Annotated in this window: 20 protein-coding genes; 7 read left to right on the top strand and 13 right to left on the bottom strand. The window is 50.8% G+C overall.

All coding sequences use genetic code 11. The features are described 5' to 3' along the window. Positions 1-36: 36 nt before the first annotated feature. Positions 37-2,628 (bottom strand): glycoside hydrolase family 3 protein, encoded by a 2,592-nt coding sequence (locus tag ACJJI4_RS03790; protein ID WP_444927116.1) that lies wholly within the window; start codon positions 2,626-2,628, stop codon positions 37-39. A gap of 385 nt (positions 2,629-3,013) precedes the next feature. Continuing rightward, a complete protein-coding gene (locus ACJJI4_RS03785; RefSeq protein ID WP_413664879.1) occupies positions 3,014-4,345 on the bottom strand; it encodes a sugar MFS transporter in 1,332 nt (443 codons plus the stop codon). A gap of 524 nt (positions 4,346-4,869) precedes the next feature. On the opposite strand from ACJJI4_RS03785, the gene ACJJI4_RS03780 reads away from it, so the two are divergent. After that, positions 4,870-6,042 carry a sensor histidine kinase gene (locus ACJJI4_RS03780; protein WP_282931795.1) on the top strand — a complete coding sequence of 391 codons (1,173 nt, stop codon included), beginning with the start codon at positions 4,870-4,872 and terminating at the stop codon, positions 6,040-6,042. Further along, a complete protein-coding gene (locus ACJJI4_RS03775; protein WP_444927115.1) occupies positions 6,039-6,881 on the top strand; it encodes a LytR/AlgR family response regulator transcription factor in 843 nt (280 codons plus the stop codon). Before ACJJI4_RS03780 ends, ACJJI4_RS03775 begins: the two co-directional genes overlap by 4 nt. Before the next feature lie 146 nt (positions 6,882-7,027). On the opposite strand, the gene ACJJI4_RS03770 is transcribed toward ACJJI4_RS03775, so the two are convergent. The 7 genes from ACJJI4_RS03770 to ACJJI4_RS03740 form a co-directional block, all read right to left on the bottom strand. After that, on the bottom strand, positions 7,028-8,290 hold the full coding sequence (locus ACJJI4_RS03770) for a sugar MFS transporter (RefSeq protein WP_444927114.1): 1,263 nt from the start codon (positions 8,288-8,290) through the stop codon (positions 7,028-7,030). Between the two features lie 553 nt (positions 8,291-8,843). Continuing rightward, on the bottom strand, positions 8,844-9,800 hold the full coding sequence (locus ACJJI4_RS03765) for an acetyl-CoA carboxylase carboxyltransferase subunit alpha (RefSeq protein WP_282931792.1): 957 nt from the start codon (positions 9,798-9,800) through the stop codon (positions 8,844-8,846). Positions 9,801-9,893: 93 nt separating this feature from the next. Next, positions 9,894-13,412 (bottom strand): DNA polymerase III subunit alpha, encoded by a 3,519-nt coding sequence (dnaE, locus tag ACJJI4_RS03760; RefSeq protein WP_444927113.1) that lies wholly within the window; start codon positions 13,410-13,412, stop codon positions 9,894-9,896. A 58-nt stretch (positions 13,413-13,470) separates the two neighbouring features. Then, positions 13,471-13,686 (bottom strand): DUF1289 domain-containing protein, encoded by a 216-nt coding sequence (locus ACJJI4_RS03755; RefSeq protein WP_108732299.1) that lies wholly within the window; start codon positions 13,684-13,686, stop codon positions 13,471-13,473. After that, the gene (locus ACJJI4_RS03750) at positions 13,679-14,215 is read right to left on the bottom strand and encodes a gamma carbonic anhydrase family protein (protein ID WP_252085074.1); all 537 of its coding nucleotides are present in this window, start codon (positions 14,213-14,215) and stop codon (positions 13,679-13,681) included. Before ACJJI4_RS03750 ends, ACJJI4_RS03755 begins: the two co-directional genes overlap by 8 nt. Before the next feature lie 98 nt (positions 14,216-14,313). Then, positions 14,314-14,835 carry a methylated-DNA--[protein]-cysteine S-methyltransferase gene (locus ACJJI4_RS03745; RefSeq protein WP_444916473.1) on the bottom strand — a complete coding sequence of 174 codons (522 nt, stop codon included), beginning with the start codon at positions 14,833-14,835 and terminating at the stop codon, positions 14,314-14,316. Next, positions 14,832-16,298, bottom strand: a complete 1,467-nt coding sequence (locus ACJJI4_RS03740) for an AlkA N-terminal domain-containing protein (protein ID WP_444927112.1) — start codon at positions 16,296-16,298, stop codon at positions 14,832-14,834. The genes ACJJI4_RS03745 and ACJJI4_RS03740 overlap by 4 nt, the downstream gene beginning before the upstream one ends. A gap of 824 nt (positions 16,299-17,122) precedes the next feature. Here ACJJI4_RS03740 and ACJJI4_RS03735 point away from each other — a divergent pair. Further along, entirely contained in the window at positions 17,123-17,566 is a 444-nt protein-coding gene (locus ACJJI4_RS03735) for a hypothetical protein (protein WP_444927111.1), read from the top strand. 72 nt (positions 17,567-17,638) lie between these two features. Here ACJJI4_RS03735 and ltrA read toward each other — a convergent pair whose 3' ends face one another. Continuing rightward, complete coding sequence (gene ltrA / locus ACJJI4_RS03730) at positions 17,639-18,910, bottom strand: group II intron reverse transcriptase/maturase (protein WP_444926033.1); 1,272 nt, start codon at positions 18,908-18,910, stop codon at positions 17,639-17,641. 656 nt (positions 18,911-19,566) lie between these two features. Between ltrA and ACJJI4_RS03725 the strand changes: the two genes are divergently transcribed. After that, positions 19,567-19,944, top strand: a complete 378-nt coding sequence (locus ACJJI4_RS03725) for a contact-dependent growth inhibition system immunity protein (RefSeq protein ID WP_444927110.1) — start codon at positions 19,567-19,569, stop codon at positions 19,942-19,944. 517 nt (positions 19,945-20,461) lie between these two features. Here the strand turns inward: ACJJI4_RS03725 and ACJJI4_RS03720 are convergent. The 3 genes from ACJJI4_RS03720 to ACJJI4_RS03710 form a co-directional block, all read right to left on the bottom strand. Then, positions 20,462-21,154: an ArsR/SmtB family transcription factor gene (locus tag ACJJI4_RS03720; protein ID WP_444927109.1), complete on the bottom strand. Its 693-nt coding sequence runs from the start codon at positions 21,152-21,154 to the stop codon at positions 20,462-20,464. A gap of 147 nt (positions 21,155-21,301) precedes the next feature. Beyond that, positions 21,302-21,685, bottom strand: a complete 384-nt coding sequence (locus ACJJI4_RS03715) for a hypothetical protein (RefSeq protein WP_444927108.1) — start codon at positions 21,683-21,685, stop codon at positions 21,302-21,304. Between the two features lie 478 nt (positions 21,686-22,163). After that, on the bottom strand, positions 22,164-22,325 hold the full coding sequence (locus ACJJI4_RS03710) for a transposase (protein WP_444927107.1): 162 nt from the start codon (positions 22,323-22,325) through the stop codon (positions 22,164-22,166). A 148-nt stretch (positions 22,326-22,473) separates the two neighbouring features. Between ACJJI4_RS03710 and ACJJI4_RS03705 the strand changes: the two genes are divergently transcribed. From ACJJI4_RS03705 to ACJJI4_RS03695, 3 genes are read left to right on the top strand one after another with little or no spacing between them, the layout of a single operon-like run. Beyond that, positions 22,474-22,806: an NIPSNAP family protein gene (locus ACJJI4_RS03705; protein WP_444927106.1), complete on the top strand. Its 333-nt coding sequence runs from the start codon at positions 22,474-22,476 to the stop codon at positions 22,804-22,806. Positions 22,807-22,808: 2 nt separating this feature from the next. Continuing rightward, the gene (locus ACJJI4_RS03700) at positions 22,809-23,108 is read left to right on the top strand and encodes an antibiotic biosynthesis monooxygenase family protein (RefSeq protein WP_444927105.1); all 300 of its coding nucleotides are present in this window, start codon (positions 22,809-22,811) and stop codon (positions 23,106-23,108) included. 28 nt (positions 23,109-23,136) lie between these two features. Then, positions 23,137-23,769: a LysE family translocator gene (locus tag ACJJI4_RS03695; RefSeq protein WP_444927104.1), complete on the top strand. Its 633-nt coding sequence runs from the start codon at positions 23,137-23,139 to the stop codon at positions 23,767-23,769. Positions 23,770-24,326: the final 557 nt, after the last annotated feature.

Raw genomic sequence — 24,326 nt, 5'->3', positions numbered from 1 at the left:
AACTGAGGGTAATTAGTCCCTTAAGTGTGTTGTAACTTAACCGTCACAACGAATATCAGCAGATACTCCAGCTTCCGGGGTCAACTTAACGTTGGCAACCGCAATAGCCATCGGAGCTTCACTCTCCAAGCCAAAGGCACTAAACACCTTGCCGAAATCCGCACCGGCTTTTACAAAACACTGCAGATCTACAGAAACCCGGGTCCAGCTTTTCTGCTCCATGGATTTCAGCGCAGACTCCAGCGGCACCTTGGCAGAACAGCCATCACCACAGCTCATGGTAGCCACCACCGGCTTTTCAATTGGCTGATCAACACGGATATTCAGTGTCAGAGCAGATTTCTCTTCCAGGTAGACATTCAGGTCCTGCATATATTCAGCAGACAACTGAACTGCACCAGGGCGCAGGCCTTTCCAGGTAATCAGTCGAGCATCTTCCTGGGAAGACATATCGATGGAGCTGACAGTAATATTTTTATCGTCTCCGCTAACCGCGAAGTTACCGTGTACAGGTACAACCTCTGCCCCAGCTTCAGCGATATTCAACACCCAGGGAGCTTGCGGGCGGGATACCAACAGCCAGGCTTCTTCCAACCCGCCACCGGCACTGGATTCACTGGTCTCCGGCAATTCGTTACTCACCAGGGATTCCTGTTCCGCAGCCAGGCCATAGCCCAACTCAAACAATGGCTCGTAATTCTCGTGGTAAGGGTTCAGGACATTCTGATAGCTGTGCATTGGCCAGCTGAATGGCAGCTTGCCGGTAAAGTCGTAACGGGCTTCCCCATCGGCGCCTTTAATCAGCACATCCGCAACACCAGCACCTTCAGAGCCAGGCAGCCAGGCAGCAACAAAGGCATCGGATGCATTCAATTCACTGTTAATCCAGAGAGGACGGCCTGAAAGGAAAACGCTCACTACCTGAACACCCTGCTCGCGCAGTTTTTTCAGCAGCGCCAAATCCTTCTTGTTACCGCGCTGGTATTCCAGGTTGGTAATATCGCCGTGCCACTCTGCATAGGGCTCTTCGCCAAATACAACAACAGCAACCTTGGGTGCCTTACCATTGGCAAAAGTAGCATCTGAGAAGCTGCCATCCGCACTCAATACCGCTTCACCGCCAGCGGCTTTAACCGCCGATGAAATACCTTCAAAGATTGAAGTCGCACCAGGGAAGTCTGCGCGCGTGTTGCCGGTACCCTGCCAGGAGATCGTCCAACCACCACTCTGCTTGGACAGGTTATCCGCACCATCGCCGGCAACCAGAATATTCTGGTCCGCAGCCAATGGCAGCAGCTGGTCGTTGTTTTTCAGCAACACCAGGGATTTGCGTACCGCTTCACGAGCGATTGCCCGATGCTCCGGGTTGCCCAGGATGCCGTCTTTGCCTGCCAGCGGCATATTGCGGTCAAACAGACCTGCGCGGATCTTCACTCGCAGGATACGGCGAACAGCATCATCGATGCGCTCTGCACCGATTTCACCGCTCTTGGCCTGGGCCAGGGTGTTGTTGTACAGGGCTTTCCAGTCCGCCGGCACCATAAACATATCGAGGCCGGCATTAATCGCCGCTGCACAGCTCTCTACAGTGCAACCGGGCACGAAACCGTGGCCATTCCAGTCGCCCACAACAAAGCCATCAAAACCGAGGCGCTCTTTCAGAACGGTGGTCAGAAGGTATTTGTGGCCGTGGAGTTTTTCACCGTTCCAGCTATTGAATGAAGCCATCACGGTCTGTACGCCAGCCGGCAGAGACGTCAGGTAACCCGCCGCATGGACCTCTGCCAGTTCTTTTTCCGGAACCGCGTTATCACCTCGGTCAATTCCTCGATTCGTACCACCGTCACCGACAAAGTGCTTGGCAGTGGCAACCAGGTTTTCGCCGCGCAGGAATTCAGCGCTGGATTTTTCGCCCTGGAGCCCCTTCACCATTGCCTCGGCATAATCCGCAACAATCTTGGGATCTTCGGAATAGCTCTCGTAAGTTCTGCCCCAGCGGTCATCGCGGACTACCGCGACGGTAGGAGCGAAAGTCCAATCGATACCGGTCACTGCTACTTCGCGGGCGGTGGCGCTGCCAATACGCTCAATCAGCTCCGGGTCTTGGGCGGCACCCAGACCAATATTATGCGGGAACAGGGTCGCACCGATCACATTGTTGTGGCCGTGAACCGCATCGGAACCCCAGATCAGGGGAATCGCAACACCGCCATCGGAAGTGTCCATAGAAGCCTTAAAGAAGGCGTCAGAAAGGGCCAACCAGTCTTGCGGCGTGGCAAACTTATCGTTGTTCGGGAAGGCGCCACCACCATTCAATACGGAACCCAGGTGATAGGTTTTCACATCTTCAGGAGTAACGCTGCGGATTTCCGCCTGGATCATCTGACCCACTTTCTCTTCCAGAGACATGCGGGACATAATTTCAGTGATTTGGGCTTCCAGCTTTTCATCGCGTGGTAAGGCTGGCTTGAGTTCAGGCCAGTTGTCGATGCCCTCGGCGGCACTGGTGCCAGTATCGGCCTGCGCTTTATCGGCTTTTGGCTCAGTTTGTTGGCTCTCGGAATGACACCCGGCGAGCACAGAAGCACAGAGCACAAAGCCCAGCGAAAATCGCTTACTAAAATTCACGAATAACTCCCAAAATTATTCCACGCTTGTTAACTGGCTCTACGAGTTGCGCTCAGACAAACTTCAGAGGAAATATCTCCAAAGCCTTACGCACAGCGCGACCTACTATCGCCATATTTATTATGCCGCACATCACCTGCCCCGGCAGTTGTGCACGGTCTGCCTCCACCGAGCTGAAATATTAGAGATAACTCCAGATCCAGCTCTCGTCGGAATCTAGTTCTGCGAATGCCGTATGCACCGAACGGCCATAAAACTAAGTCATGGCTACCCTGTGGGCATAGTTCGCAATGACAACAAATTGCAGTACTTGTCTCTACAGGCCAATAGAAATCCGATGGGCTGGTCCAAATTGCAGACAAGGCGGAAAGGATAAATGAAGGTTCTACTCCACCGCGCTACCGCGCAGGGTTCGTGAAAAAGCCCCGTAATAAACGATGTAGCAGTAACAAACCAGAGGCACCAAAAATGAATACTGTATACCGGCGCTATCAGCCAGCATTCCCTGGAAAAGAGGAATAATTGCACCACCTACAATTGCCATGCATAAGATACCGCTACCCTGGCTGGTATGTTTACCCAGCCCGCGCAAGGCCAGGCTGAATATAGTCGGGAACATAATCGAGTTACACAGACCCACCGCAACTATGGACCAGACCGCGATCGGGCCAGACGTCATCATCGCGATTGCTATAAGTACCACCGAACCCAGGCCACAAACCGCCAGGGTTTTTCCAGCAGAGACAAAGCGCAGCAAAAAGGCCCCGGCAAAGCGCCCAATCATCGCTCCGCCCCAGTAATAAGAGACATACTTTGACGCTTCAAAAGGAGCCATCTTTGCCACTGATGGTTCACCAAAGAAACTCACTAGAAAACTGCCAATAGCCACCTCCGCACCCACATAGGCAAAAATACCTACAGCCCCCAGGGTCAAGCGGGGGAAACGCCACAGAGAAAACACATCGTGACCATCCGCTCCTCCACCCTGTTGGTGCTCGGGAATAGCCGGCAACCTGATCCAGGAAAAGAAAGCGACCATCACCAGTAGAAGCACTGCTAACCAGAAATAAGGCGTCTCAACCAAAGCCGCTTCGCGGGCCCTGAACTCGATAATACTCGCCGCGGTATCCGGGTCAGCGGTAATAGTGAGTCCCGCAAAGAAAACTGCGCCGCCAATCACCGGTGCCAAGGTAGTTCCCAGGGAGTTAAAAGCCTGGGTAAGATTCAGTCGACTGGGCGCCGTGCGAGCACTGCCCAGCGCGATAACATAGGGGTTTGCAGAAACCTGCAGCAGGGTAATCCCGGAAGCCAGAACAAACAGCCCCAGCAAAAACACTTCGTAGATTTGTAGGCGGGCAGCGGGGATAAAGACCAGACAGCCCGCACAAGCCACCAAAAGCCCGAGCACCAGACCAAGCTGATAACCAACCCGCCTCAACAACATGCCTGCCGGCACAGATACCAGGAAATAGGCGGCAAAAAAGTAAAACTGCACCAAGACAGCCTTGGTGTAACTCAACTCAAAAACATTTTTTAAGTGCGGCACCAGCACATCGTTCAGGCCGGTAATAAATCCCCAAATCAGAAATAGGGACGTAAGTGCAATTAAATTGATATAGCGCGGGGCAACGCCGGCCGCTACTCCGGCACGGGCATCAGTGTCATATTTAGCCATCTCGCTCGAGGAGAACCCCGATTCGGGCAACATCTGGCTCATCGGAAACCGATCCCCAAATCTAAACTATTTCTTTCTAGCGGTTGGTCCATTCACCCGGAATTTTTTCCGCCACCACATTATTTTGCGCAAAAGTTAGTATCACCTCTGCGACTGTGGATTCATTCAAGCCGTTAAAGGCCCTGCACATTTTTACCACAATTATTGGCAACTACCTATCTACTCAACCAAATTTCAAATTACCGTTTTTGACCAGATAGACAATCTAATAGTGTCGAGCTGGATAAACAGAAGTACCACTGAACTTTAGCCTCAAAGAAGTCCGGGCTGATTAACTCGCATTTAAAAATAGAGAGGAGTTGTCTTCTGAATCGAGATTGCCGAAAATTACTCGACTATTCACCCCAAAATCAGATAAAAAGGACTTTCTCGGGGACAAGCCGGAAGCGTGGCGCTATCCCCTCTGGCGGGTCACGTTTCTGCAAGGTAATATTCTGCGGATAATAATGAACGCGACGATGAGCGTCTATCCCGTCCTTTTCACAATACTAAATATGCGGGAAATCATGCAGTACTCGACCCGTCTAGATACGAGACCAAACACTGATATTCAGTCGACCCGCTGGTTTTGGAAGCTGCAGCTGGTCAGCTGGGTTGGCATACTACTGGTCACTTTTCTTTCACTGACCCTGTGGCACTCCCCTACTGAGTGGCCACACTTCGAGCCGGTCAATACAGTATTCCAGTGCGCTATTGCATTTTTATTATCCCTGTTTCTAAAACCGATTTTTGATGTCGCCTGGGAATCAGAACTCGCTTTCCGCACCGTGATCTACCTTCTGGCTGTCGCTGTTATTTCCGGAATATGGACCCTGGTTCGTATGGAGGCCTATATACGCCTCAGTGGTGAACACTCTATCTGGTCTGAGTTCGGCGGCTGGTATTACGCTTCTTTATTTGTATTTTTATTCTGGAGCGCCCTCTACTGCGGGGTAAAATATCACTTCCTACTCAATGAAGAGCACAAAAAAATGCTGGAGGTCGCAGCAGTACATGAACGGGAGCAACTCCGCAGACTCCAAGCAGAGGCCATCGCCAATGAAGCGCAACTAAAAATGTTGCGCTACCAGCTCAACCCCCACTTTCTCTTCAATACGCTCAATTCCATTAACGCCCTAATTCGATTCCAGCAAGCTGATGAAGCGAGGGAAATGGTTGTACGCCTCAGTGATTTTTTAAGGCTCTCCCTAAAAGAAGACCCCATGCAGAAAGTTGAGCTTGAACGAGAGATCGAGGCGGTATTGCTTTATTTGGAGATTGAAAAAACCCGCTTTGCCGACAGGTTGTCCGTAGACCTGTCGATCGATGAAACCGTACGCCGCGCACAAGTGCCCAGCATGTTGCTGCAACCACTGGTAGAAAACTCGGTGAAATATGCCATAGCCCCCAACGAAATGGGGGGCACTATCGGCATCCACGCTCACAACACCGATGATCGCCTGGTACTGGAAGTCTATGACACCGGCTGCCCAGATCACTTTGCCAGCGAATGTGACCCGGAGTCCTCCTCAACGGGAGTGGGCCTCAAAAACGTACGCGAACGCCTGTCGACGCTCTACCCACAAGATTTCAAAATAGAACAAAACAAAAACTCTGATGGCGGTATGCAAGTACTCATCAATATTCCACTGGAAATTTCCAACCCATCAACCCACCTGACACAGGGAGAAGTTCAATGAGCAAGCTCAGCGTCGTACTGGTGGACGACGAGCCCCTGGCTTTACGGCTACTTAAAAGTATGCTCGAAGAACGCAAGGACCTGGATATTCTCGCCTGTTGTCGCAATGGCCGGGAAGCTGTCCAAGCAGTTTCAGAGCACAACCCGGACCTACTCATTCTCGATGTGCAGATGCCCGGAATGAACGGTTTTGATGTGGTGCGCAACCTGCAGGCTGACACCATGCCCTTAGTAATCTTTGCCACAGCCTACGACCAATACGCCCTTAAGGCTTTTGAAGTCCACGCGGTTGACTATGTGCTCAAGCCACTGGACCCGCGCCGACTGGAAACCGCCCTCGACCGCGCCCGACAGCGCCAGGCACAGATGTTATCCAAAGGAGAGGATGGTCATCAGGAAGAGAAAAATCGCCTGATGCGATCTTTTGAAAGCAGTGCCAGCAAAGTCTCAAGTGGAGAGAGTACCGCTGCGGCAGCAACCCAGCGTCTCGCCATTAAAGACCGAGGCAGTATCACAATGGTTAACCAACCGGATATAGAGTGGATCGATGCGGCGGGTGACTATATGTGTGTGCATGCCAAAGGGGAAACCCATGTAATGCGCAGCACTATTAAAGACCTGCAAAAACAACTCTGCCCAGACACTTTTAAACGCATTCACAGATCCACGCTGGTTAACCTGAACTTTATTGTGCATATCAAGGTTTTAACCAAAGGCGAGTACTTTCTCACCCTGAGCAGCGGTGCAAAACTGAAAGTAAGTCGCAACTATCGCTTACCGATTAAAGAATTTCTCGATTCCAACAAACAGTCTGATCTAACTGCCCCCCAAGCTTCCTAACCCCCAACCTCTCTAAAACTGGCAGGGATCGCCGGTACCCCCTCCCCCCACAATCAAATACATTTCAAATTGGCCATTTATTCCGGACACAAAAAAGCCGGCATAAAAATGCCGGCAAACGAGCTCAGAAGAGAAGAAAAGAAAACTTAAGCGCGTTTATCTGTACGGTGTCCTGAGAGACCGTAGTAGAGAATATAGAGGTAACAGAAGATCGGCAGAACGAACGCCAATTGGATACCAATTTGGTCAGCCAGAAGCCCCTGTAACAACGGCACAATGGCACCGCCTACAATGGCCAGGCATAAGATTCCGGAGCCCTGACTGGTCGATGGGCCCAGCTTGGCCAGCGCCAAACTAAAGATAGTCGGGAACATAATAGAGTTGCACAGACCCACAGCCAGTACCGCCCACATCGCCAGATAGCCGCTACCCGTAACAGTAATCAACAACAATACACAGGAGCCGATAGAGCAGATTGCGAGCACTTTGCCAGCAGAGATAAAGCGCATAATTAAAGCGCCGGCAAAGCGACCAACCATAGCGCCACCCCAATACAGGGAGATATAGAAGGCGGCTTCAGATTCTTCCAAACCGGCGATGGAATCCTCAGCGATAAAGTTCACCAGGAAGCTGCCGATAGAGACTTCAGCACCCACGTAGACAAAAATAGCGATCGCACCCAACACCAAGTGACGGTAGCTCCAGGCGGAAGCGGCTTCAGTATTGGAAACAGACTCAGAAGTTGCACTACTGACAATCGCCGGCAAATTCAAAAATGCGAAGACGATAGCCAGGATCGCCAGTGCCGAAGCCAGGATCAGGTAAGGCACTTCAATAACAGCAGCGCTGGCAGCACCCGCTGCAACACCGGCAGCGGGTAAAATCAGCAGTGCACCAAATTGAGGGGCGATAGTGGTACCCAAGGAGTTAAAACCTTGGGTCAGGGTCAGGCGGCTGGGCGCCGTGCGCTCATCGCCCAGTGCTGTCACATAAGGGTTGGCGGAAACCTGTAAAATAGTAATACCGGAAGCCAGAATAAACAGAGCACCGAGGAACAGTGCATAGACTTCCATTCTTTCGGCGGGGATAAACAGCAAACAGCCAATCACCGAAATACTTAAGCCGGTCACAATCCCTTTTTGATAACCAATTTTACTGACCAGAGCACCGGCAGGCAGGGAAACGAGGAAATAAGCACCAAAAAAGCAGAACTGCACCAGCATTGCCTGGGCATAGTTCAACTCGAAAATTCCTTTCAAGTAGGGAATCAAAATATCATTCAGGCAGGTGATAAAGCCCCACATAAAAAATAGTGAGGTCAGCGCCACCAGGGCAAACCTGTGCCCCGACTGGTCACCCATCGGTATCTGCGCAGCATCCGTTGCTGTATTACTCTGCATTATTGCCATAATTATTAATCCTGAGACTTCAGCTCACAGGCCTCTCCGGTCGATATTTTTATCCGGGCAAACCTGTGCCTATTGCACCAATCTTTATTGTTGGTACTTTCTATCATGGAGGTAGCGCCGCCTCAGAGGGCTTTTCGATAAGGGGGTTCAAAATGGAGGCAGCGTGGACATACAGCGGCCGTCAAGCTCCAAACTGTCTGCTATCGGGCCAGCTGAACCGCTTTCTCAACGGCCTCGCTCGAAAGAGTAGATCAACCTGTTTGAGCACTTTATTTCCCTCTAAGACTTCCCGGGAGTCCAATAACCTAGCTACATTGACAAGCCTGGCCGCAAGGCGGCCCTGTAAACAATGGGATTTTCAGGCAGAGAAGCAGCGAAAAGTAAAACTCAATCGCGCGGGAAATGGCACACAAGCGCAAGTATCTATGAGTAGGGAAAGAAGGGACTAGGAAGGAAACACCAACCGCGCACAAGGGCAATATTTTTATACACTTGGCGCGGCAGGAAAGGATCTAGGGAGCCTCCGAACAACTCCCTAAAGAAAAAAAGCAGCTTAGGAAACGATATTGCCGTAGCTCATCAAGCGCTGATAGCGCTTCTCCAGCAGCTCATCAATGGGGATGCTGCTCAGCTGGTCCAGCTGCTCACTGAGACGGTCTTTGAGGTTATTGGCCATTGCATCCGGGTCACGGTGAGCGCCACCGAGAGGTTCGGGGATGGTTTCATCCACAATACCCAACTCTTCCAACACGCTGGAGGTCACCCCCATCGCCTCAGCGGCCAAAGGCGCTTTCTCGACCGTTTTCCAGATAATGTTGGCGCAACCTTCAGGGGAAATCACAAAGTAGGTGGAGTACTGCAGCATGTTCAGCTGGTCACCCACACCGATCGCCAGTGCACCACCGGAGGAACCTTCACCAATCACGGTACAAATAATCGGCGTGCGCAGGCGGGACATCACTGCCAGATTCTGGGCGATGGCTTCACTGATACCGCGCTCTTCACTGTCGATACCCGGATAGGCTCCCGGGGTGTCGATCAGGGTTAGCACCGGCATTTTAAAGCGCTCGGCCATTTCCATAACACGCAGGGCTTTGCGGTAACCTTCCGGCTTCGGCATACCAAAGTTGCGTGCAACCTTCTCGTTTACAGAGCGGCCTTTCTCTTCACCAATCACCGCTACCGGCTTGCCATTTAAGCGCGCGATACCGGCGATAATCGCCTTGTCATCACCAAAGTGACGGTCGCCGTGCAGCTCATCCCAATCGGTAAACAAGCGCTCGATATAGTCCTTTGAATAGGGACGTTGCGGATGGCGGGCTACCTGTACCACCTGCCATGGGCTCAGGTCGGAGTAGATCGACTCGGTCAGGGTTCTACTCTTCTCCCGCAACCGGGTAACTTCATCGGCGATATTCAGCTCGTTGTCATCACCCACAAGCTGCAGCTCTTTTATCTTGCCTTCCAGCTCTGCAATTGGCTGCTCAAACTCGAGAAAATTAAAATTCATGAAATCTGCGCCTTTAACTCTTTTTGTTACCACCGGGCTATCACAGCGGCATAGCTTAACTGTACAGAACCAGCCAGTCGAGCCCGGTAGATTTTAACGCCGTTGTGCGTATTGAAGCGCCACCTGCTCACGTCCCAACAGTTCCCTGAGGGACTGGACCATCTGGTCGTTTGGTTCTACGTTCCACTGCGGCGGCAGTCGGTACAAGCCCCGGGCATCGTGGCGGGAAACCTCAAGGCTAACCCCGCACTGACCACCGGTATAGGGTTGCAGGCAAGCGGCCAGCCGCTTGGCCAGCCCCGGTGCCACACTGCCGCTATCCACTCGCAAACGCACCCCGGTCACCCGGCTCTGGCGCAGCTCATCGAGCGTGGAAACGCTGTTTACTGTCATCTTCAGGCCGCCGCTGTAATCGTCAGTGGCAACCGGTCCATCCAATACCAGCAATGCATCTTTGGCCAACTTGTCTCTATGTTCGCCAAAGGCCTCGCTGAACATGGCCGCTTCAATACGGCCACTGCGGTCATCCAGGGTAACAATAGCCATGGAATCACCGCGTTTTGTTTTCATTACCCGCATCGCCACCACCAGGCCCGCAACTTTTTGCGATTCCCGGCCGGGTTTCAAATCGGCGATTCGCGCCTTCACCAGGTGTTGTAACTCACCGGCATACTCATCAATCGGGTGCCCGGTGAGATACAGGCCCAGGGTATTCTTTTCGCCTTCCAGGCGCTCGCGAATACTCCAGCAGCGTGTGCGGCGGAAATCCTCGTACACATCACCTTCGGATGCCTGGGGCACCACTTCGCCAAACAGGTCCATCATGCCCGCATTGGCATTGGCCTTTTGCTGTTCCGCCGCTTTTACCGCTTCATCCAGCGCGTTAAACAGCACAGCGCGGGAGTAATCCAATCCGTCGGCACCATTGGTATCCGGGCCTATGCTGTCCAGTGCCCCTGAGCGCACCAGCGCCTCCAGCGCGCGCTTGTTCACCTTGCGTGGGTCAACCCGCGAGCAGAAGTCGAACAGGTCGGTAAAGGGACCGCCCTCTTCCCGCGCCGCAATAATATTTTCGATCGGACCTTCACCCAGGCCCTTAATCGCACCGAGACCGTAGATAATGCGATTGTCGATATCCACCGAGAACTGGAAGCTGCCCAGATTCACATCCGGCGGCACCAGCACCAGCTCCATGGCTCGGCACTCTTCGATAAAGGTCACTACCTTATCGGTCTTATCCATATCCGAAGACATGGTCGCCGCCATAAACTGGGCGGGATAGTGCGCTTTCAGCCAAGCGGTCTGGTATGACACCAGTGCGTAAGCCGCAGAGTGCGATTTGTTAAAACCATAGCCTGCGAACTTCTCTACCAGGTCGAAGATCTTAATCGCAAGTTCGGGGTCAATTCCTTGCTCTTTTGCCCCATTTTCAAAAGTGGCCCTCTGTTTGGCCATTTCCTCCGGTTTCTTTTTGCCCATCGCCCGGCGCAACAGGTCGGCGCCACCGAGGGTATAGCCCGCCAACTCCTGGGCAATCTGCATAACCTGTTCCTGGTAAACAATAACCCCGTAAGTGGGCTCCAGGATCGGTTGCAGTTTCTCGTGCTGGTATTTGGCATCCGGGTAGGCCACCTGGGCGCGACCGTGCTTACGGTTAATAAAGTCATCAACCATGCCCGATTGCAGCGGACCCGGACGGAACAGGGCCACCAGGGCGATCATATCTTCCAGGTTGTCCGGCTGCAGGCGCTTGATCAGGTCCTTCATACCCCGGGATTCCAGCTGGAATACCGCCGTGGTCTCTGCCCGTTTGAGCATTTTGAAGGTTTCTTCATCGTCCAGCGGCAGCGCGGCAATATCCAGGGGTTCCTCACCCACGCGCGCACGGGTCTCGTCCACCATGCGCTTGGCCCAGTCGATGATGGTCAGCGTCCGCAGACCGAGGAAGTCGAACTTCACCAGGCCCGCATCTTCCACATCGTTTTTATCGAACTGGGTTACCAGACCCGCGCCAGTCTCGTCACAGTAGAGCGGCGCAAAGTCGGTGAGCTTGGTGGGGGCGATAACCACACCACCGGCGTGCTTACCCACGTTACGGGAGACCCCTTCGAGTTGCAGGGCCATCTCCCAGATTTCCTGGCCCTCATCGTCGTGGTCGAGGAATTCCCGCAGGATCTCTTCCTGGTCGAAGGCCTTTTGCAGGGTCATGCCCACATCGGGGGGAATCATTTTGGACAGCTTGTCGGCGAGGCCGTAGGACTTGCCCTGCACCCGCGCCACGTCCCGCACCACCGCCTTCGCGGCCATGGTTCCGAAGGTAATAATCTGGCTCACCGCCTGGCGGCCATAGTTATCCGCAACGTAGCCAATTACCCGGTCGCGCTTCTCCATACAGAAGTCGATATCGAAGTCGGGCATCGACACCCGCTCCGGGTTCAGGAATCGTTCGAACAGCAGATCGTATTGCAGCGGGTCCAGATCGGTAATGTCCAGCGAGTAGGCCACCAGGGAACCGGCACCGGAACCCCGCCCCGGGCCCACCGGGATATCGTGGTCTTTGGCCCACTGGATAAAGTCCATTACGATCAGGAAGTAACCGGGGAATCCCATCTGGATAATGATATCCAGCTCAAAGCGCAGGCGGTCTTCGTAGATCTGGCGGCGCTCGGCATAGTCCGCAGCGGACTTGTCGAGGATGGTGGCGAGGCGCCGCTCCATACCTTCATAGGAGACCTTTTCGAAGAACTGGTCTTCGGTCATGCCCTCGGGAATCGGATATTCCGGCAGGAAGTACTTACCCAGCTGGATCGGTGCGGAGCAGCGCTTGGCAATCTCCACGGTGTTTTCCAGGGCTTCGGGGATATCGCCAAACAGCTCCCACATCTCTTCCGGTGTGCGGAAATATTGCTGCGCGGAATAGCGGCGTTCGCGGCGGGGATCGTCGAGAGCGCGGCCTTCGTGGATACAAACGCGCACCTCGTGGGCCTCGAACTCGCTCTCGTCCATAAAGCGCACGTCGTTAGTGGCAACCACTGGCAAGTTCAGGTTCTGGGCCAACTTCACCGCTGAGTGCAGATAGTCCTCATCGCCGGCGCGACCGGTGCGCTGTAACTCCAGGTAATAGCGGCCGGGGAATAACTCCGCCCACTCCCGTGCCAGCTCCTCTGCCTGGGCGCGGCGCCCCGCTACCAATGCACGGCCCACATCGCCGTACTTGGCACCGGACAGCATCAGCACCCCTTCGCTGTACTCCTTAACCCATTCGCGCTTGATATAGGCGTTACCGTGGTACTGCCCCTCCATCCAGGCGCGGGAAATCAGCTCGGTAATATTGCGGTAGCCATCGGCGTTCATCGCATAGAGCGTGATCAGCGTGGGCTTGCCCTCGCCGCCTTCGCTGAGCCAAAAATCCGCTGCGGTAATCGGCTTGATACCGGAGCCCAAACAGGCCCGGTAGAATTTAATCTGCCCGTAGAGGTTGCACTGGTCGGTAATCGCCAGGGCTGGCATTTCCAGCTCCTGGGCGCGGGCGATGGCCGGCTTGATTCTTACCAGGCCATCGATCAGGGAAAATTCTGAGTGAATTCTTAGGTGGACAAAGGGTTGGGTCATAGTCGCATTTAGTTCCGGGCCCTGCGAGGCCCGGCCCCGACAAAGCGCTATCGATTGTTTACCAGATTCGGCCCATTTGCCGCGCGCGCTCAGTGCAGAGCTTTAACACTGCACGGCGCTCATCATTGTTCATGGAGCCCCAGCGGCTGATTTCGTTACCACTGCGAAAACAGCCCTCGCACAGGTCCTGCTCATTCAGGGCACATACGGAGATACAGGGGGATTTCACCGGGCGCTCTTTCGGCTCCACGGTTTTTACCGGTTGTTCAGACATCTTTAGCCTCAAGCGGGACCAGTTCACTGGCGAAATGTTTGCCGTTGGCCGCATAGTGATCGCTACTGGCTTTGAGCAGCTCGTAGGTGGCGGGATCGAGAGATTTTACTACCTTGCCGGGAGAGCCCAGCACCATAGAGTAATCGGGGATTTCTGTGCCCTCGGTCACCAGCGCATTGGCGCCAATGATACAGCACTTGCCGATTTTGGCCCGGTTTAAGATCACGGCATTGATACCAATCAGGCTGTAATCACCAATGTCACAGCCATGCAGCATCACTTTATGGCCTACGGTGACACCGGTACCGATGGTTAATGGCACACCCACATCGGCATGCAGTACCGAGCCATCCTGTACGTTGCTGTATTCACCGATAGTGATCGGCGCACAGTCGCCGCGCACCACCGCGTTAAACCATACGGAGCTATGCGCAAGCATACGCACATCTCCAATCACATGGGCACCGGGCGCAATATAGTGGCCCTCACCTTCCAGTTGTGGCTGTTTATCACCCAATCTGTACAGCATTTGGCCTCCGGCTCTATATGATTATGAACCGCTCATTATCTCGCGCCAAAGAGGCCGTGGCTAGGGAGAGATGATTGCGCTTTTCCCGATATGACCAGCTAGAGCAGCTCGCCCTGCTGGACAAAGTTGGCGCCCTCAAGGGTGAGCAAGCGCGCTTTCAAAGACAGGCCGCCGGCGTAGCCGGTAAGGCTGCCATTGGCTCCGATTACACGGTGGCAGGGAATAACGATGGCAATCGGATTCGCACCATTGGCCCGCGCTACCGCGCGAATAGCCCGTGGCTGATCTAACCACTGGGCTTGCTGGCTGTAACTGCGGGTTTCGCCAAAGGGAATTTGCAACAGCGCATCCCAAACCCGGCGCTGGAATTCAGTGCCCTTTGGCGCCAGAGGCAGATCAAAGCTTTTGCGCTGGCCGGCGATATATTCCCGCAACTGCTGAGCGGCCAAATCCGTCAGCTCCGAGGCGCCCCGCTGCCAACCGGCCCCCAAACGCAGTGGCCGTTCATCGTCATAAAACTGGAGTGCAACTATACCTCGGGAGAGACCCTCTCCCTCTTGCTCGCAGGCCGCGATGGCAACATCCCCCAATTCCGTGGTGTAACTCTCATAGACAATCATTTTTTCTCTCCAGATTTCAGGGACTGCCACAACAAAATGGCTCCATATGCCCGCCAGGGCCGCCACTGCTCTGCCCGCTCCAGGGCCTGCTTGGGTTTTGCCTTTTCACCATCACTGCCCAGGGCTTGCAGAATACCCAAATCCGACGCGGGGAAAGCATCCGGCATCGACAGGCCCCGCATAGCAATATAATGCGCTGTCCAATCGCCAATACCCGGCAATGCCGTGGCTTGGCTGCACCAATCCTCCAGGGACTGATCGGCAAAACTCACACGACCATCCAAAGTTGCGGCGACAAACTCCTGTAGGGTTTTCACCCGAGCGCGGGTCAAGCCCAGATCGGCAAAGTCCGCCTCAGCGAGACGCTCCGCCGTTGGGAATAAAAACCGCTCTCTGCCTGCATCATCCACAAACGACTCCCCGTAGCGGGCCACGATACGCCCAGCAATAGTGGTCGCCGCTGCGACACTGATCTGCTGACCGAGAATCGCCCGCAGTGCATATTCGAATGGGTCCCAGGCACCAGGCAAGCGCAGGCCCGGATTCTTCTCCAACTGATCCGCTAGCAGTGGATCTTCATTTAATACCGTCTGGATCTCCTCAATATCCGCATCCAGATCAAACAACCGGCGCAGGCGCTGGTTCAGTAGATATAACCCTGCCCCACCTTCCTGACCAAAAACTTCCACCACCAGGCGATTTCGTTCCGGATCGTGGGAAACCTCCATCACGCCGCGACAGGCATCCAGTTCGAAACTGCGTGAATAGACCTCCCCCTCCACCTGTTCTACCCCGGTCAAAGCGCGAGCTCCCAAGAAAGCCAGGAGTTGTTGCCAATCTAACGGCGGGCGGTAATCCAGGTACAACCGCACCCGTGTGGCACTCGCCTTCTCCGAGCGCACTGCATGTCCCTCCCTGCGCACCTCGGATGGAGTGCGTTTGTAGATCTGTTTGAATACGCCGTTAAAGCGTCTCAAACTGTTAAAACCAGACTCATACGCAATTTCAGCAATAGGCAGGTCCGTATCTCGCAGTAAACGAAAAGCAAACAGTGCCCGCTCGGTTTGCCAAACCGCTAAGGGACTTACCCCCAGGTGTTCAGAGAACAGACGGCGTAAATAGCGGCTGCTGACCCCGAGACGCTCTGCCAGTTGCTCCACAGATTGAGGCTCGCGCTCACTGCGCATCAGTTTTAAAGCGCGCTGTACGGTAGTCGAAACCAATCCCCAAGCTGGACTGCCCGGCGCAGAATCGGGGCGACAGCGCAGGCAAGGCCTAAAGCCCGCATTGGCCGCCTCCGCCGCAGTCTCAAAATAAGTGACATTGCGCTCCAGCGGTGGCCGAGCGGGGCAGATCGGGCGGCAGAAAATGCCGGTTGTTTTCACTGCGGTATAGAACCGCCCATCAAAGCGACGGTCTCTAGCCAATCGCGCACTGGAGCAAACTACTGCATCAATCTTCATAAGTCTCTCTCGTTTCTGACTACCAGTGTATGGATTCGACGGTATCGGAACCAGTCAAAAACGGAACTGACCATTTTTGGGCTGTAGACTTATAAGTCAGCCAGCCGCGGCCTGAAAGAGGGAAGCCAATTAGATACTCTTGAATACCTTACGCAAAAAGCCCCTCGGCCGATAAATCTCAACTAAGGATTATTCTTTAAGTAAATTGATAAAACGGAGGCTTTTGACCATTCCAGGGAGGTATTCGTAAGTGGATTAAAAAGCCGCGGACCTTGAAAACTACAAATAGTAAGAGCAATGGACCTAATCCTTTCCAAGCCCCGTAATGCAGCAACTATAACCTTCAAGACACCGCCTTCGACGCTTGTAGAGTTATTAGCAACCTGCACCACGACGTTGTAATGGTCCAGACATTTCCATCGAACCGCGTCTTGATTGTGAAACGCCCGGTTAGCCAGAAGTATCATGAAATTATTCAGCAGCACTATACATTTGAAATACCCAGGCCATAGCTGTTGCTCAATTCCAGCCCTATTTGCACTAACGGTCGCTAACAATTAATGGGCATACAGAGATATTTTTGATCATCTTGACTGTTATTTTTGAAGAATAGCTTTATCAGGAAAAAACTTGATGAAATACAACGAGTTACAAAGGTAGTCTTTTTTGGGGATAGCAGTCAAAGTGATCATTTTTACATTTGGTACGACTGACATAAAAGCAAATAATCTTTTGATTTGAATAACATTTTTTAGCCAAGGCGTAAGATTGATTCCAGGATAGTAGTGATCATAATGATTACTATATAGCTGTTAAATGCTTCTATGAATAAAGTTGAGAGTACATTCAAACTTACAAAGGAAGGTAAGCTTCCTTCCCGAAGCAATATGGAATGTGAGAAGCACGGTATTTACGCATTCCTACACAAGGGTTCGGTTATACGCTTCGGGGAGAGTGCGTCAGGGTTTGATCGGATTAGAAAAGGTTTCAATCATCAGCTTCGCAAGGCCAACGGAAAGAAGAATTACCTAGCCTACCATTTCAGAGAAGGGTTCAAAGATGAAGAAATTGAAGTTCGTTATTATTCTGTAAATCGGTTATTGGATTTACCTGAAGAACGAAGAGCAATAGAAGCCGAGCTAGCTTACCAATTTAGGGTGAAAACCGGCGCATGGCCAAGAGTAATGGTTGAAATTCATTTTTCTAATAACATGTGTAAGAACAGCACTATTTTTGTAAACCGTGTGCTGGAAGACTTATGCATTTAAATCGGGTAGCCGGTAGTTTCTAACTACCGGCCCCCACACCACCCATCGTGCGGGTCCGCAATGGGCGGTTCCCTATCCGTAATGAATCTCTACCCAACGATCTCGCAATGAGATCAAGCCCATCTCTTCGAAGAACTCATTATTAAGCGCAATATGAATACCCTCAGTTTTTGCGCTTCGCCAGTAACTTTTAGCAGACGAGCCGCAGGTAACTGCCAGCGATTCACTCACACCCATGCGTAGCAAATTTCGAACTTTCGTTCTTACCCTACGCCAATTCTTCCAATAGCTCATTCTTAATCGCCGCCGTATCCAGCAGTCTAGATCAATACATTTTTGGTAGCCTTGTGCTATACCAAAATAATTAATCCAGCCACGGAGGAATACGGTAAGCTCTTTCATTCTCTTCTCCATCGAAATACCACGGGATCGCCCTGTAATCTGACGGACGTGATATTTAAATTGGCGCAGCGACTTATCATGCCAGACAAGCTTTGCTCCACGGAAAGAAAACCCCAGAAACTTACACCGGCTAACGGGGACTACTTGGCTTTTAGCATCGTTAACTTTGAGTTTAAGCTTGCGCTCAACAAAGCGTTTGATGCTGGCCATAACCCGTTCACCTGAGCGTTTAGAGGAAACGACAATCACGAAATCGTCCGCATAGCGGACGAAATTGTGTCGGCGTTTTTCCAGCTCTTTGTCGAGCAGATCGAGTACAATATTGGATAGCAGCGGCGATAAAGGGCCACCTTGCGGCACCCCCTCATAACACGCTTGCCAACATCCATCTTCTACCCAGCCTACGCGCAAGTAGCTTGCGATCAGTTTGAGTAAACGCTTATCGTTAATTCTTTGGCCGAGTAAGCTCATGAGAAAGTCATGATTCACTCGATCGAAGAACTTGGATAGATCGACATCCACCGCTATTCGCTTGCCACCCTCGATATACTTTTGTAGTTTTTTCACCGCGTGATGCTGTGATCGCTTTGGCCGGAAGCCATAGCTAAACTCTGAAAAAGTCACATCGAAAATAGGGTTGATGATTTGCGCGATAGCTTGCTGAATAACACGATCAAAAATCGTAGGTATCCCTAGCCCTCGCTGACCACCATCTGACTTGCGAATGTAGACGCGTCTAACAGGCAACGGCTGGTAATGACCTTGCCGAATGGCTTCGATAATTTCATTCCCAACTACCTTGAAGTGCTGCACAAAATCATCAACGGTGACCCCATCAATGCCTGCTGCACCTTTGTTGCTTCGCACGTGTTTCCATGCAGCATTAAGATTTTCTTTGCTGAGGATGACTTCAAGCAGATTTTCATTTGAGTTGAGTGTCATGGCAGTGCGCTACGTCAATTTTATATCCGGCTGGCAACACATCGGTAGGCTAGCCCTGTCTTTTAACTCGTGGATTTTGGGTTCAAGCCTTCACCGTATCCAAGGTATTAATCTTGGCATTAGGCTACTATGCCGTCGGCTGACTTCTGTTCAATCACCTTGGCCATTACTGGCCGAGGCGCCGCTGTGTTCCACCAATTTTGTTTACCCCCTCGATGGTGGCTAGCGGGCTGGGCCTACTTATGAGTCAGCGGCCACGCTGACAGCTTTACAGCAGCAGGTTGAACAGATCTCCCCAGATAAGAACGTGAACTTTCACTACACAACTGCATCATTTACTTTACCCGTTAGATCACATGGCTTCGGTGTTCTTGGCCACCTCGCCTCCAGGCTAAGCCTTATATGATGTTTCTGTCCGTCAGCTCGTAGCTTTGCTAGCGGCTTCCTCTCCACAAGACCTCACGGTGTTGCAGTTGCCATTCGCTAGTAGTTAGCATTTAATGGAATCCATTAAACGGTGATCCTCCTACAGAGGACTTTCACCCCATTAGTTCACGCCCATGCTGGGCGTACCAAGCAAAGGCAGCATTGCCCTGCGGGCTGGACGCGCTAACGCGCGCCGCTGCTTTGGGCGTTATGGCCCTTAAAGGATTATCGTGGATCTATCAAAATCTCTCGAAGAACTACACAAAGAAAAATGGGGCAGGCCTGACTTTGGCTCAAGTCTAGCCGCTGAATGTCGCCGTTTATGGTCAGTTCCTTTAGCGGAACTTTCGGTCGAAAACCTACGCATACTAATTGGTCAAAAAATTGGTTTAAGGTTTCTGGTTCCCGTTGCTCTTGATATTCTTGCTGTAAACCCATTGGCCGAAGGTAACATGTACAAAGGAGATTTACTGGCAAATATTGCTGTTGTGCCTGATAACTTTTGGCAGCAGTATCCAGAGTTCAACAACCAACTCGTAGAAATCAAAAGCGAATTAGAAATAATAATGGGTACAATCACAGAAGAGCTTTCACAAACCCAATGTTAACTATGAGAAATAACGCATTGGGATCGATCCAGGATTGTGATCGTAGATCTATTAGCCAAATTTTGTTCTCTGAAGCTATAGAGTCTGAGTTAGAAACCACTGCCTAACAATCGGTTGCTTAGGACAGTCTAAAGCTCCGCTGAACTCCACTTTAGCCTGCCTAAGAATCGGGCGTTATAGCTACACAGTAGCCAAGTAAGGAGATATAAATGGCTTATATAGAGCAACACTTCGGACACTTTTATGCCGCGATTGCTCCGTAATCACTGTAGCGATCATAAATATAGCTGACTTTTTCACAATTTCGGTCCGGGCCTAAGCTTTATGGGATCTAGATGCCAACCACTCCAATCCACCAACTCCAAATAGTGGCCCATCTGAAAGGTAAACCTTTTGGCATATTTAAGCGCTCATATCCCACAAACGGCAGCAAGCTATTGGGCTGCTCAGCGGTGATTGCAGAGCGAATACGCAGTTGAATAGAGGTGAGTCGTGCAAACCGCGTAAATGCATAGGATCAAAATTCATATTGTTTTCTAAACTTTTTTAGCCCCTGTGGCGTAAATTGAATAGCTCTGGAATCTAGATCCTGTTTAGCCCATCCTGTCTTTATTGCACTTTCTAACACCCACTGCCCTAAATGCCCTGCTAGGTGACTCCGTCTTTCACTCCAATCTAAACAAGATTTGCACAAAGGTCTTTTTCCATTACTGAACAAATTAAAATCTACTCCCAACCTACTGAAGCTAGATTGCCCTCTGTCCGTTAATTCGACATACTCGTCAACTTCTTTTACCCAGCTATTATTAATTAGAGCATCAAATAATTCTACACCAAGCTCACCTGCCAAATGATCGTAACAAATTCGAGACTTTCTCAATCTATTATTAGACGGCCCTGTAACAACACTAATATCAGAAACAAGAGGGCTAAGATTTAGCAATTGTTCAATCAGATCTGCAACTTGTTTATTCTTGAGCTGGAAGTATTTGTGTCTACCTTGCTTCCTAACTTGTAGCAATTCCCCTTCAAGTAATTTGGTAAGGTGGCTGCTAGCCGTTTGAGGCGTGACGTCAGCTACAACAGAGAGTTCAGTTGCAGTAAGGGCTTTACCACTCATTAACCCAATGAGCATTTTAGAGCGAGCTACATCTCCAATTAAACTTCCTATGTATGCAATGTTGGGTTCCATGTTTTCGGTATTTTTCAAGATAGTTGTCGCCTTTCTTTGTTATGCAGCGGCCTAAATTTTCGGTTCTATTCTCTGTGGACTTACGGCCACTGATTCTACCGGCCTCCAGTTCCTTATATTTCCCGACCAGCGTGACGGATTTCTCTCACGCCCTAGCAGGTAGACCTAATCGCGATTCAACAGTAGATCTGCATCCTTGCCTGCATGTCGGTCTGCCGGAGTGACATAGCGGATGCCATTGTGCAAATGCTCATGGTTGTACCAGCGCAATCGGGACACAACTATCAGAGTGCAGTACTGGAGGGCTAGTAAAGCACTGCTCTCGGAGTACGGCCCTTTCGCTGTATGTTCACCAGATTCACACTCATGCATCTCCCAGGCCACTCCCTTGCCGCTATAGATATCCCTCACCAGATACAAGTAGTAATATTGCCCCTTAACTGTCGATGACAGATAAGTTATATCCCACGACCAAACTTGGTTAGGTACTTCTGCTACATCAGCGGCGACAGTTTGCCGATCTTCTTCCGCCAGCCTATTTTTCGGCATTGGGCGTTGCGCACTGGGGCGAAAATCTTCCTCTGATGTCCCTTCGCCTCTCCAGCGCGGTAAAGTGCGCAGACTGATGCCGGCCTAATTACAAGCTGGGGCTTTACGGGCACCGGCTGCCACAGCTTCTTCGATCCAGCCCATAAGTTGACGCCGCTCTGGGGCCGGGGTCAATCGTCCCCGCTGTCTACCTCTCCCCTGAGGGCATTCAACTATTTTCTAAGTGCCAGCAGCGCCGCTGTCTCAGCTAACCCTTTCTCCTTGCGCCTGAGATCCCGCTCCAACCCCTTCGCCTCTTCCTGCTCCCCCTTGCGGCTATCTGCATCAGATAGCGTCCGCCTGTTATCCAGGCCTGTGCCAGTTCAGGGTACAACCCCTTGCTACGACAGTAGTCACTTAGCTCAGCCTCACTGAGCCTTGCAGTTTCAACGACGAGAGCAAACTTGGCTTCTACCGACAAATTTCACCCTGCTTACCACTACCCGGCACAGCCCCCCTTTTCTTTGGCTTCATGCCGCCAATTCCACAAGGTGGCTTCACTAATGCCTTCCTCCCTAGCAACTTCTGGAATAGACCGGTTATCCGGTGGCAGTAGTTTCTTAAGTACTGAAGCTTTGCGCTCTATTAAGTAACGTGGCATCTGCTCCTCTTACCATCCCCTCACTTACTTTTCCATTTTAAAGAAGCGATAGCTATCCTGACACAGAGGACTTCTTCCACGCTACGACCACCGTCGAAGTATTATCCTTTAATTAGAAATAGACTTCAAAAAACATAGGAGATCAACATTGAAAATCACTTGCTTTATTGAATACCAGATCGATCCATTCAGCCTAGATAAATTTGAAGAATATGCTGATAGGTGGGGAACAATTATCCCTGAATGTGGCGGTGAACTCTTGGGCTACTTTTTACCTCACGAAGGCACTAATGATACAGCTTATGGATTAATTAGCTTTGATTCATTAGCTCAATATGAAGCTTATAGAGTGAGATTGCGTCAGTCTGCCCTTGGTAAGGGTAATTTTGAATACGCTCAAAGGGAGGCATTTATCCTAAAAGAAAAACGTACGTTTTTGCGTGCAGTGCCGTCTACCTACATGCAACAAGCGAAGAGGTAACAATGATAGCAGTGATTTTTGAGGTCATACCAAATCCAGAAGGTAGAAATAGCTACTTTGATATTGCTGGGCTACTAAAACCAGCGCTTTCTGAGATTGAAGGGTTTATTTCAGTGGAGAGGTTCCAGAGTCTATCTAATAAGGATAAATATTTATCGCTTTCATTTTGGGAGGATGAAGCCGCAGTTACTCAATGGAAGATGAATACAGAGCATCAGTTGGCGCAAAGTAAAGGTAAGCATGAACTATTCAATAAATTCAGAATTCGCGTTGGTAGCATCCTCAGAGATTATGGAACCTAAACTGATTACATAGTGGTAATAATATAAAATGAATATTGAACTTGTTCTTGGCTATTGCGCGATCATTGCTGTATTACTGATCTCTCCCGGCCCATCAGCACTTCTATCAATTAATAATGGCATCAATTACGGAAAGAAAATCGCTGCTATTGGTGTTTTGGGCAATGTATTTGCTTTTCAGATATTAACTTTAATTGGTGCCAGCGGTCTAGGAATCGCCCTAACAACATTCACAGGCACATTGATAGCAATTCAATTAATTGGTGCCGGCTATCTTTGTTATTTGGGTTTAAAAATACTCTCATCCCCTGCGACCAAGCTGAGTGCGAAAGGGGTTAAATCTACTTTTAAGCCATCCCCTTGGAAAATATTTAGGCAGGCTTTTCTAGTCACATCATTAAACCCAAAAGCACTTATCTTCATTATTGCACTACTACCTCAATTTATAACGGATTCAGAAAAGCTCACACCACAAATTGCAATACTATGCATTATTAGTGCTTCGATTCATTTTACAATTTATTTTGGTTATGCCCTTCTTGCCGAGAATGTTGCACAAATATCGAGCAGCGATTTAGGGAGAAAAGTATTTGATAGATTAAGTGGTATTACTTTTTTGATTTTCGGTATTGGTCTAGCATCAACCAATATTGCAAATTAAAAACATTGTAGATTTTCACTCTGCAATCAGAATGCGTGAAACTTAAATAGGCAAGCAACAAAAGGTCAGACATTCCATCTGGCCTTCACACAAGAAATAATGGGCAATCCCATACATTATGCTAAAAAGTCAATGATGTATTGAAATAATCACAAATAGGACACCCATGTATCATGTGCCCATGAATCATGTGGGAGAGGGAGAAATCGGAAAAATAAAAAGCCATGCTCACCAGAGGAACATCGAGGCACAATTGTGCAGAGTATTTTGTCTATTTTTGGTGTCCAGGGCTTTCAGCACACAGGGCGAACGGGGATCGATCAACGGGATTAAAAATGATTCAATTTAGTTGAGATGAAGGGTAAGAGAGAAACTTCTGGCAATCATGCACACCTCGGGCCCAGCACTTATTCAATAAGTCACACGCTTTCCGTACTGCTTCAACCGACCCCACCAAACCTTTAAATCGATTTTTAAAATTTCGATTGAGGTAAAGCCAGTGCTCAGATGAAATACGCAGGCGTTCAAGTATAGGAGGGGTATTCTCAGCGATAGTG

The sequence above is a fragment of the Microbulbifer maximicatervae (SeqCode) genome, assembly GCF_052467305.1.
Note: the sequence above shows the minus strand (reverse complement) of the source record. Positions and strands in the feature narration are given on the sequence as shown.